This window comes from Streptomyces sp. NPDC012769, assembly GCF_042901205.1.
In the GTDB taxonomy this organism is placed as follows: domain Bacteria; phylum Actinomycetota; class Actinomycetes; order Streptomycetales; family Streptomycetaceae; genus Streptomyces.
On the sequence record NZ_JBIBCP010000002.1, the window covers coordinates 695,895 to 705,270 of the forward strand.

At 72.1% G+C, this 9,376-nt stretch carries 14 protein-coding genes; all 14 read right to left on the reverse strand.

The genetic code is table 11. The features are described 5' to 3' along the window. Positions 1-155: 155 nt before the first annotated feature. Positions 156-830, reverse strand: a complete 675-nt coding sequence (locus ACFY7C_RS12095; protein ID WP_389647757.1) for a hypothetical protein — start codon at positions 828-830, stop codon at positions 156-158. Positions 831-904: 74 nt separating this feature from the next. Beyond that, on the reverse strand, positions 905-1,324 hold the full coding sequence (locus ACFY7C_RS12100) for a hypothetical protein (protein ID WP_389647760.1): 420 nt from the start codon (positions 1,322-1,324) through the stop codon (positions 905-907). After that, positions 1,321-1,887, reverse strand: a complete 567-nt coding sequence (locus ACFY7C_RS12105; RefSeq protein ID WP_389647763.1) for a hypothetical protein — start codon at positions 1,885-1,887, stop codon at positions 1,321-1,323. The genes ACFY7C_RS12100 and ACFY7C_RS12105 overlap by 4 nt, the downstream gene beginning before the upstream one ends. Positions 1,888-1,934: 47 nt before the next feature. Further along, positions 1,935-3,677 (reverse strand): AAA family ATPase, encoded by a 1,743-nt coding sequence (locus ACFY7C_RS12110; protein ID WP_389647766.1) that lies wholly within the window; start codon positions 3,675-3,677, stop codon positions 1,935-1,937. Positions 3,678-3,685: 8 nt separating this feature from the next. Further along, positions 3,686-3,985, reverse strand: coding sequence for a hypothetical protein (locus ACFY7C_RS12115; protein ID WP_389647769.1), 300 nt, complete (start codon positions 3,983-3,985; stop codon positions 3,686-3,688). After that, positions 3,985-4,803, reverse strand: coding sequence for a DUF2303 family protein (locus ACFY7C_RS12120; RefSeq protein WP_389647774.1), 819 nt, complete (start codon positions 4,801-4,803; stop codon positions 3,985-3,987). Before ACFY7C_RS12120 ends, ACFY7C_RS12115 begins: the two co-directional genes overlap by 1 nt. Before the next feature lie 2 nt (positions 4,804-4,805). Continuing rightward, on the reverse strand, positions 4,806-5,183 hold the full coding sequence (locus ACFY7C_RS12125) for a hypothetical protein (protein WP_389647776.1): 378 nt from the start codon (positions 5,181-5,183) through the stop codon (positions 4,806-4,808). Continuing rightward, positions 5,180-5,392, reverse strand: coding sequence for a hypothetical protein (locus ACFY7C_RS12130; protein ID WP_389647778.1), 213 nt, complete (start codon positions 5,390-5,392; stop codon positions 5,180-5,182). The genes ACFY7C_RS12125 and ACFY7C_RS12130 overlap by 4 nt, the downstream gene beginning before the upstream one ends. Further along, entirely contained in the window at positions 5,389-5,988 is a 600-nt protein-coding gene (locus tag ACFY7C_RS12135; RefSeq protein ID WP_389647781.1) for a WhiB family transcriptional regulator, read from the reverse strand. Before ACFY7C_RS12135 ends, ACFY7C_RS12130 begins: the two co-directional genes overlap by 4 nt. Beyond that, positions 5,985-6,788, reverse strand: a complete 804-nt coding sequence (locus tag ACFY7C_RS12140) for a hypothetical protein (RefSeq protein ID WP_389647783.1) — start codon at positions 6,786-6,788, stop codon at positions 5,985-5,987. Before ACFY7C_RS12140 ends, ACFY7C_RS12135 begins: the two co-directional genes overlap by 4 nt. Beyond that, positions 6,785-7,384, reverse strand: coding sequence for a hypothetical protein (locus tag ACFY7C_RS12145; RefSeq protein ID WP_389647785.1), 600 nt, complete (start codon positions 7,382-7,384; stop codon positions 6,785-6,787). The genes ACFY7C_RS12140 and ACFY7C_RS12145 overlap by 4 nt, the downstream gene beginning before the upstream one ends. Next, complete coding sequence (locus tag ACFY7C_RS12150; protein ID WP_389647787.1) at positions 7,381-7,680, reverse strand: hypothetical protein; 300 nt, start codon at positions 7,678-7,680, stop codon at positions 7,381-7,383. The genes ACFY7C_RS12145 and ACFY7C_RS12150 overlap by 4 nt, the downstream gene beginning before the upstream one ends. 1 nt (position 7,681) lies before the next feature. Beyond that, positions 7,682-8,380: a 3'-5' exonuclease gene (locus tag ACFY7C_RS12155; RefSeq protein WP_389647789.1), complete on the reverse strand. Its 699-nt coding sequence runs from the start codon at positions 8,378-8,380 to the stop codon at positions 7,682-7,684. Beyond that, the gene (locus tag ACFY7C_RS12160) at positions 8,377-9,375 is read right to left on the reverse strand and encodes a hypothetical protein (protein WP_389647791.1); all 999 of its coding nucleotides are present in this window, start codon (positions 9,373-9,375) and stop codon (positions 8,377-8,379) included. The genes ACFY7C_RS12155 and ACFY7C_RS12160 overlap by 4 nt, the downstream gene beginning before the upstream one ends. Position 9,376: the final 1 nt, after the last annotated feature.

Sequence of the window (9,376 nt, forward strand, 5' to 3'; positions counted from 1 at the left end):
GGAGGAGGCCGGCGGTGATGACGCTGAGGGTGACGAACGCGGCCGTGCCGGTCATCGCCAGTCCTTCCAGGCGCGGTAGAGGGCGTAGCAGGCGCTGAGGATGGCGAGGGCGAGCCAGGCGGCGCCGAGCCAGAGGATGAGGGTGAGGGCGGCGGTCACGACTCGGCCCCGGCGGTCTGACGGGCGGCGAGGAGGTCGAGGAAGCTGACGGCGTCGTCGTCGTACCCGGCGCCCTCCATACGGCGCGCGGCCTCGTGGAGAACGGCGGAGATGAGTGCGTCGACGCGCTTCTCGAACTCTTGGTCGTGCTCGCCGGGTTCGTAGCCGACGAGGGCGGCCAGCCGGGCGCGGGCCGAGGTTGTGGGCTGGGTGGCGTCCTGCACCCCGACAGCGGGGGTTGTCAGGTCGGCAGGGGCCACCTTGCAGCAGCTGCCGTTGGGCGGGCACGGGCACTCGCGCGCGTAGCTCTCGGGGTGGCAGACGGCGGCCGGCTGCTGTGCGGCGGCCTGGCGGGCGGCGTTCCCGACCCCGGCGGCGAGCATGAATTGCACCAGCAGCGGGCCGAGCGTCTCGCCGAGGTGCCCCTCCTTCGCGAGCCAGCAGTCGGTGTAGCGCCGCATCTTGTAGTCGCCGCCCTTCCAGCCTTGGAAGGTCTCGCCGAGAGCGTTACGTGCGTCGTCGAGCATGTCGGCGACGAGGACGTCGGTGGCGGGCTCGAACGCCAGGTCCTCGTAGAAGCCGCGGTAGGAGTGCGGGTTGGTGAAGCCGTGCGGCAGGACGAGGGTCGGGTCGGCGGCTTCGAGGGCGGTGATGAGCTCTTCGAGGGTCATGGTGTGGGCTCCTGGGGGTCGTAGGCTGGATGGCGGGCCGCCCCGCGCAGCATGCGGGGCGGGCTGCTGCATGCTCAGGTGGAGCGGTGCTCGTCGAGCTGACCGTCCGCGGGCGGCTGCTCGATCGTGGTGATCGCGGTCCGCCGTACGACGCGGGCGCGCCAGCCGGTGTTCTCCTCGGCATTCGCGCACCACTCCAGGGCGGCGGCCCGCGGGCACCCGGGGGAGAACGTCACCCAGTCCCCGGGGCGGCGCTCGACCTCGACGTCCCACTCGACCGTCGGCGGCCGGGCCTCGTCGAGGGCTCCGGGCGGGAGGACCTCGCGGCCGATGTACACGGCGACCGCGGCCGTGAGGGCGCCGACGAGGTCGGGCAGAAGGCCGGCGTCGCCGAGCCGGACCGGGGTGTCCCGGAGCGCGCCGGCGATGACGGAGGCGAGCGGCGCGAGTTCGGCGAGGTCCGGATCCGTCCGGACGCGGTCCGGGCCGGTCACGACCCGTCGCCCTGACCATGCCGGACGGCCGGATCCGCGCTCCGGACCGCCGTCCGGGCCCGGTACGCCTCCGCCTGCTCGTCGCACGCCCGGTCCGACGCGGCGCGGCACTCGGGCCGGTCGATGTGGAACCGCGGCGCCGCGCACTTCGGGGTCCCCGGCTGCTTCAGCGGCCCGACCCACGTGTTCTGGATCTCGTTGGTCTCGATCTGCTCGCCGCAATGCGCGCACACCATCGGGTGCGGCCGGCTGTCGATGTCCTGCGCCCACGCGGCGCAGACTGCGGCGGTGCGTACGAGCAGGGTGCGGAGCTCCGCCGGGTCGGTCTCGGCCGCCACGGCCGCAGTCATCATTTCCAGCGCGTGGCGCCACGTGACGGTGCCCTCCTGGAGCGCCGCCTGGGCCTCCTGGAAGAGACCGTCGGCGAGGAGGTCGCGGTCAAGGCCGCCGGTGCCGTCGGGGTGCTGCTGCTCGCCGTACTCGGCGATCTGTCCCCGGCGCTCGTCGTCGATGTTGCGGGCGAACCGGGCGAGCCCCGGGGTGGTGAGGAACGTCGGTTGCATCGGGATTCTCCTGCGTGCGAGAGGGGCGGGAACCGGGTGTGCGGCGGTCAGGCGGCGTCGGTGTCGTGTTGGAGGCAGGTGGTGTAGCCGCGGTCGAGTCGGTAGCCGTGGAGGGGTTCGTGGCAGACGGTGCAGTGGGGGGTTTCTGGGGTGTCTGTTCCGGGCGTTCCCTCCCCGTCCCCCTCCCTAGAGGGGGGTGACGGGGGAACGGGGGGCGTTCCTGGCGTTCCCTCGGTGTTACCGGGGAACGTTTGACCTGTGGCTTTACCGTCCCTTGACCCGTTCCGGGGAACGTTCCCCGGGAACGTCTCTTGGAGGGGCTCGGGGGAACGTCTCGGGGGAACGTCTGCGGCGCGCTTCTGGCGGGCCTTGACGATGCGGGAGACCTTGTCGGATCCGGCCTTGATCTGAAGGTCGGCGAGCGCGGCCTTGACGACCCTGTTGCCCGCGTCCAGGGGGACGCCGGCGCGGTCGAGGCGGGCGATGATCTCCTCGTCGGAGCCGGGGACGAGGACGGCTTCGGGGGTGTCCCACTCCATGACGATGTGACGGGTGCCGCCGTGGGCCCAGTTGTCGCCGTCGCGTCGGGCCTGGCGGACGAGGTTGAAGACGTCGGGGCCGATGCCGGTGCGGGTGTGGGTGCGCTTGAGGGTGAGGGCGCCGCCGCCGTGGGCGGACAGCTCCCACACGTGGTCGACGTCCTGGGTCTTGGCGGAGGAGCCGCGGGCGCCGCGCTCGGAGTCCTTGCCGCGGTGGTCGAGGCGGACGGAGCTGATGCGGTCGCGCTTGAGCGGCAGGAGGGTGTGGCGGTAGAGCGAGAGCCAGGTGTCGGCGTCGTTCTCGGGGCCGGAGATGAAGCGACTGACGGTGTCGATGACGACAAGCTCGGCGGCGGTGGCCTTGACGAGGGCGATGAGGTCGGCGCCGCCGCCCGGGGTGTCGAGGGGGCGGACGGGCGGGAAGGAGGCGTACCGCAGCTCGCCCATGTTGCGGGGCCCGGCGCCGAAGGAGAGGAATCGTTCCTGGACTTGCTCCTGGCCGTTCTCGGCGTCGAGGTAGAGGATCCGGACGGGCGGCTGGGGCTTGTCACCGAGGAAGGACTGGCCGGTGGCCATCCGCCACATCCAGTCCTGCGTGAAAAGGGACTTACCGGCCTTGCCATCGCCGACGATGGTGATCTGCTGGCCGGGGGCCATGAGCCGGCCGGGCAGAAGCTGGATGCTGCCGAAGTCGGTCGCGAAGAAGGTGCCCCAGTCGAGCAGCGTCGAGACGAGGTGTGCCGGGCCGTGGCCGGTGGCGGCGCGGAGTTGCTCAGCCTGCTGGAACTCGGCTACGAGCGCTTCAAGTTCGTCGCCGGTGGCGCCGCGGCCGATGGCGGTCTTGAGCTCGTTGGCGTGCTCGTCGAACCGGCGCTCGCGGGCCTTGTCGGCCACCTGCTGGGCGAAGTGGGGGGTGCTGGCCGGGGGGAGGATCTCGGCGCCGAGGCGGTAGATGAGGTTGCCGCCGTCCACGACGTGCAGGAGCCCAGCGCGCTCGATCTCGGCGCGGACGAGCGCGGGGTGAGGCGGGGTGCCGGCGGCGACGAGACCGGCGACGGTGTCCCAGATCAGCAGGTGGGCTGGCCGGTAGAAGTCTTCCCGGTCGAGGAGTTCGGCGGCGAGCCGGTAGGCCTCGGCGTCGTGCATCACGGCGCACAGGACCATGGCCTCAGCCTCGGCGTCGTGGGGGGCGCGCATGTTGAGGCCGTCGTGGTCCGCCTGCTGGTGCGGGAAGTGGCGGACGTTCTCCACGGGCTCTCCTAGAACAAGGTGGTCGGCTCGGCGGGTGGGCAGCGGTGCTCGGTGACGTGCGGGTGGGGGCAGCCGGGCGGGTGCCAGCGGGAGATCCAGCGCAGCCGGGGCGCGGTGTGCGCGCGGCTCGCGAGGCACCAGATCAGCCGGTTCGGTTCCCGGACGGTGGCCTGCTGGCCGGGGGTGAGCGGCCTGAGGTCAGCGGTGATCCGGAGGGCGGCCCGGTCCCCGACCCACTGCGTGAGGACGGGGGCCGCGCACGACGGGCACCGGGAGTCGGCGGCGCCCGTCGCGCGCGGCCGGCTCATCACGCCGCCGGGGTGCCGTTCATGATCGGCTGCTCGATCTCGGTGCCGATGGCGGTGACGACGTCCGCGAACGCAGTGCGCAGGATGTCGCCGGGGCGCTCCAGCTTGTAGCCGAGGGCGAGGCCGCCGTCCCGGCCGAGGCGGTACCGGAAGCGGGCGGTGAGCCGGTAGCCCTCGCTGCCCTCAAACGGCACCAGGCCGATCGTGAACTGCTCGGGGACGGTCAGCTGCCCCTTCTGCCCGGCCTTGGCCTGGACGGTCTCGACGAACGTGAACTGCCGCTGACCGGATGACAGTCGGGTGGAGTTCTGCCACTCGACCTTCGTGGCGCCCTGGATGGACTGGGCGATCTCCAACATGTCGGCGGCGGACGGCTCCAGGAGCTCGGCGAGGTGGTCCTCGAGGAACTCGGCGAACTGCTCCTGCTGCATCAGCCGGCCGTCATGCTCGATCCACTGGGCCCACGACTCGGTCTTGCGGAGGTGGAGCGCGACGCGGTGGCCGGACCAGCGGGCCGAGGTGGCGGTGTGGGCGTCGAGGACAGCAGTGACGGTGAGCCGGTCGGCATCGGCGTAGACCTCGGTGTCCGGGTCGGCGTGCTTGGCGAAGTACGCGGCGAAGCTGGTGGCGTCGCGGACGGTGGTGATGCCCTGCTTCCGGGCCGGGACGCCGGTGTGCTCGGGCGTGGTGAGGTCGACGGGGCGGAAGCCGTCGGCGGTGCGGACGACGTGGTACTTGCCGACCTCCAGGGCGACCGGGGCGGCGGCCTGCTGGGCGATGGTGATGATCTGCTGCACGTCGTTGGGCGTGGTGGTCATGATCAGGCCTCCTTGAAGGTCGTGGTGGTCGGGGCGGAGCGGAAGTCCATGGCGAGCTGGCGCGGGTCCTCGCGGACCGGCTGGCCGTCGTCGTCGAGGAAGTACAGGCTCTTGACCGGGGTGGGCTTGGGGGCCTTGACGGTGGACTCGACGCCGATCGGCATCGGCGCGCTGTCGACGCCGTTGGCCGGCGGGTCGACGACGATGGTGATCGTCATCTGGCCCTTCTTGCCGTGGGCGCGGACGGCGTCGAGCAGCTGGTGGAACTCCCTGCTGAGCTCCTCGTCGGTGCGGCCGTTGAGGTGGCTGGCGAGGAACGCGGCGACGGGCGCGGACAGCTGCTGCTCGTCGGTGCCGTGCTCGGGCTGGATGGCGGTCATGCGGCGTGTGCTCCCTGCTGGTTGTGGTGGTGCTTGCTGCGGATGGTCTGGACGAACGCGGTGACGGCGGCGGCGCCGACGACGGGGCCTTCGATGCGGCGGCAGATCAGGCACTCGTACTTCGCGCGGGGCGGCCGGACCCAGGTGCCGTTCTGGAGCTGCTGGCCGCAGTCGACGAAGAGGGCTCCGGTGATCTGCTGGCCGGTCATGCAGCTGCTGTCAGGTGACTTCGGCGCCAGCGCATGGCCCCGTCCGAGAGGTGCTCGGGCGCGAGACAGAACGGCTGACCGCAGGTCGCCTTCACGTGCCCCTGAGGCTCACGTCCGTAGCCGACCTCGAACGCGATCTGCCCGGGGGTGAGGACGCGGCCCGCGACGGTGTACGCGCTCTTCTTGCCGCGCCACCACACGTGCCCGTTGTCACCCTGGATCGTGCGGCGGAGGTAGGCGTCGACGAGCGGGCCGAGGGCGTCCTTCGTCCACGTGGTGCGGATCTCCTTGGCGATCTCCTCGTCGGTGAACTGGCGCTCGGCAGAGCGGCGGTTGATGATGCGCCGCTGGTCGACGTCGAGGCCGCCGAAGATGCCGTCCGTGGGGCGCTGCTGGAGCGCCCAGGTGGCGCACTGCATGGCGACGGGGCACTCACGGCAGATCGCCTTGGCTTCGGCGGCCTGGGCGCGGTCTTTGCCAGTGGTGGCGCCCGTGGGGAACCAGTGGTCGGTCCCGAAGTAGCCGGGGCGGCGGCAGTCGGCCTGCTCTCGCCAGTCGGGGGCGTGGTCGGTGCTGATGGCACGGGTCTCGCTCATGCGGCGCTCCCGAAGATCGAGGTGAGCTGGGTAGTGAGGGCTTCGCGCAGGAGCCGGTCCTCGACGTGGCCGGGGTGGACACACCGCGGGATGCCGCAGCCAGGGCGCACGTTGCCGACTGGCCGACGGCCGTACTTCTGCTGGAAGGCAAACCTTGCGGCAGACATCGAGCCGCCCTCGACGGTCCTGATGTGGTAGTCCGAGGTGGGCCACAACAGATGGCCGTCCTCGGTGGGAATGGCGCGGCGCCGGAAGGTGTCGTCGATGCTCTCGGCCTTCGCGCCGGGAGGGTGCGGCAGGATGCCGAGCGCGTCACGGACAGTGCGGACCTGGTCGAAGCAGACGGGATACCTGCGCGTCACGGCGGACACCGAGTGCCCGGCAGTCAGCATGTCCGCGATGAGCTGGTCGCGGCCGGGCCGGTCCTGCATGTGCGCCGGTGCTACGCACCCGGCCCGGCCGCACATGGGCAGCGCCTTTCCGACCGCCGGCCGACCGTGGCCGATCTCGAACGCGGCCTGGCTGGCGGTCCAGGTCCGGTTCTGCCAGCGGAAGATCCTGGAGCCGTCAGCTTGGACGTGACTCGTCCACTTCATGTGGCCGCCGCCGGACTTCTTGGCGTGACGGAGGAAGGCAGCTTCCAGTGACTCGGCGGGCTTCTTGCCGGGCCTGGCCTTGGGCAGGCCCAGGGCGGCGCGGGCGGCGGCGGCCGTCTTGGCGTCCACGTGGAGCCGGGCGGCGATCTCGCGGTCGGAGTGCCCGGCGTGGAGCAGGTCGGCGATGTCGGCGCGGATGTTCACCGGGCCGCCTCCATCTCCGGCCAGCGGACTCCGCCGAGGGCGGCACGGTGGCCGTCGGGGACGGAAGCGAGGGCTTGACCGAGCCAGTCGAGGCCCATGGCGCGCAGGATCAGTGCGTCGGCCTCGTCGTCGGTCGGGAGGATCGCGCCGTACCGCTGCTGCGCCGCTTCGAGCACGGCGGTCTTACGGGCCCCTCCGCGGCCGGTGGCGTACTTGGCCCGGGAAGTCGGAGGGATGACAGCGACGGGAATCTCACGACCGATGAAGGAGGACACGATGCGCCACCAGAGGCCAGCGCGGTCCCAGGTGGATCCGCCGGGCTGCTGGTAGCTGACGGGGCCTTCGACACAGACGAGGTCGACGGCGCCGACCTCGTCCAGCACGCGGCTGGTGATGTGCTTCAGGCGTGCGTCCCGCTCGACGAGAGAGTCGGCACGGCGGCCAGCGGTGGGGACGCGGGTCGTGCCGCCGATGGTGGAGATGCCGGTCCCGGTGAGGCTGATGTCGACGCCGGCGACGCGGTAGAGGCGGCGGATGGCCCCGGCCGCGGCTGGGAGGCGGGTCATCCCGGCCGCGGGGGTCTGTGTGAGCGTCACAGTGCGACCTCGGCCTTCTCGCGGGCCTGGCGGCACAGCTCCTCGTTCGACGCCTGGACCGCGAGGAGCTGCTGCTCCAAGTCGGCGTACGCGCGCTTGAGCCGGGCGTGCTCGGCCGCCACGACGGCGCTGCCACCCTTCCTCGCGAGGAGCTTGCGCAGGTGCGCGTTCTCCTCGGCGTAGCCCGCGGCGATCGTCCGGGAGATCGCCAGGCTGTTGCGGGCGTCGTCGCGCTGTTCGAGGACGAGCTCGTAGCGGGCCTGGAGGCTGTTGTAGGTGCGGCGAAGGACGGGCATGTCAGGCTCCGTTCTGCTGGCGGGGGATGACCGGCCACTGGGGCGGGCAGTACGCGGCCGGGTCGGACTTGCGCAGGTACTCCTGGAGGGAGGCGGCCTGCTCGGCGGCCCAGCCGACCTGTGCGGTGTGCAGCTCGTCGAGCGGCATGGCGGCGATGTCCGGGCGGGTCTGGCCGATGCGCCAGGCGACGCGGCATGCGGCGATCGCGTCGGCGTCGGAGGTGTGGGCGGCGCCGAGCTCGACCTGGTAGTGCTCGCAAAGGGCGGTGAGGGTGCGCTTTCCTCGCCGGTGGCGGTCCACCTGCTTGTCGAGGACGAGCGGGTCGACGACGGGCCCGGCCTGGAGCGGCTGGAGTCCGTATCGGGCGGCCTCGCGGTCGAGCATCGTGAGGTCGAAGCGCGCGTTCATCGCCACGATCGGGATGCCAGCGGCGATGACCTGGCCGAGCGCGGCGAGGATGTCAGCGACGACCTCCGCCGCGGGCTTGCCCTCGGCGCGGGCCTTCTCGGTGGTGATGCCGTGGACCTGCGCGGCGCCCTCCGGGATCTCGACGCCCGGGTCGGCGAGCCACCCGGCCGGGACGGTGGGCTGGCCGCCACCGCACTGGACGACCGTGGCGGTGACGATTCGGTCCGTTTCGACGTCGACGCCGGTGGTCTCCAGGTCGAAGCCGCACATGCGGCCCAGGTGCCAGTTCATCGGCGGGCCCCCGCTCCGGGCGCCGCGACGGCCGGCCACGCGGCAGACTCGGCGTCGTCCTCGACGACCTCAACCTCGTAGGCGCCGTCCTCGTCCGGCCCCTCGTCCTCGGCCTGCTGCTGCTCGTCCTTCAGTTCGTCCGCCCGCTCCTTCAGCGCGGCGACGAGCTCGTCGGTGAGGTGACCGGCGGCGTGCGCCGTGCGGTACACGTCCTGGACGTCGTCCACGGTGAGCGCGGCCTGCGCGTCGGCGAGGTAGTCCGGCCGCGGCGCCTCGATCGCGGCCACCGCCCGGGCCCCCGTCGGATCCAGCGCCGCCGCCGCCGTCAGCGGCCCGGCCAGGGCCTGCCGCGGGGTCACCCCGCGCAGCTCCACCACGACCACGGGGAACTTCTTCGTCTTGCCCTCGCGGACCACCTGCCGCGGCTCGATCCGCAGGTTCACCGGCACGAAGCCCTGCCCGTTCGTCCCGGCGAGGACCATGTCGACCATGCCGCCCCACTCCGACGCGGCGTAGAACGAGTGCGTCTCGGCCCGCCACATGCCCATCCCGGACAGGTCCGGCAGCATTACGTTCAGCCGGGAGGTGGCCGAGCAGACGCGGCCCTTGGGCTGGGTGTGCCAGTCGTCGCCGAACTGCGCTGCGCACAGGCAGGGCTGGCGGGTCAGGAGCTCGGTCTGGCCGTCGCAGCGACGCTGGCAGCCGCCTGCGGACCACATCTCGTTGTACTGGTTCAGCGGGTCGCCGGGCGTGATCAGCGCCTCGATGGACGCGGCCTTCGTGATGACCCGCCACTGCTCGATGGTCGAGTTGAGCGGCTTCCACGACTCCGGGGTGCCGCCCCACAGTTCGGCGGCGGTGCGGACGTGCTCCTCGGAGTGGGAGGTGATGACCCAGGTGGCGGAGCGGACGGGCCGGTTGCCCTGGGTGTAGCCGGTGCGCAGCCGGCCGTGTTCGGCGGCGCGGCGCTGGATGTTGAGGAGGCGCGATCCCATG

Bases quoted from the DNA above. Each gene is read 5' to 3' on its own strand.
- ACFY7C_RS12095 (WP_389647757.1), bottom strand. From the start codon at position 830: ATGACCCTCGAAGAGCTCATCACCGCCCTCGAAGCCGCCGACCCGACC.
- ACFY7C_RS12150 (WP_389647787.1), bottom strand. From the start codon at position 7,680: ATGCCCGTCCTTCGCCGCACCTACAACAGCCTCCAGGCCCGCTACGAG.
- ACFY7C_RS12135 (WP_389647781.1), bottom strand. From the start codon at position 5,988: ATGAGCGAGACCCGTGCCATCAGCACCGACCACGCCCCCGACTGGCGA.
- ACFY7C_RS12105 (WP_389647763.1), bottom strand. From the start codon at position 1,887: ATGCAACCGACGTTCCTCACCACCCCGGGGCTCGCCCGGTTCGCCCGC.
- ACFY7C_RS12130 (WP_389647778.1), bottom strand. From the start codon at position 5,392: ATGACCGGCCAGCAGATCACCGGAGCCCTCTTCGTCGACTGCGGCCAG.
- ACFY7C_RS12120 (WP_389647774.1), bottom strand. From the start codon at position 4,803: ATGACCACCACGCCCAACGACGTGCAGCAGATCATCACCATCGCCCAG.
- ACFY7C_RS12115 (WP_389647769.1), bottom strand. From the start codon at position 3,985: ATGAGCCGGCCGCGCGCGACGGGCGCCGCCGACTCCCGGTGCCCGTCG.
- ACFY7C_RS12125 (WP_389647776.1), bottom strand. From the start codon at position 5,183: ATGACCGCCATCCAGCCCGAGCACGGCACCGACGAGCAGCAGCTGTCC.
- ACFY7C_RS12155 (WP_389647789.1), bottom strand. From the start codon at position 8,380: ATGAACTGGCACCTGGGCCGCATGTGCGGCTTCGACCTGGAGACCACC.
- ACFY7C_RS12160 (WP_389647791.1), bottom strand. From the start codon at position 9,375: ATGGGATCGCGCCTCCTCAACATCCAGCGCCGCGCCGCCGAACACGGC.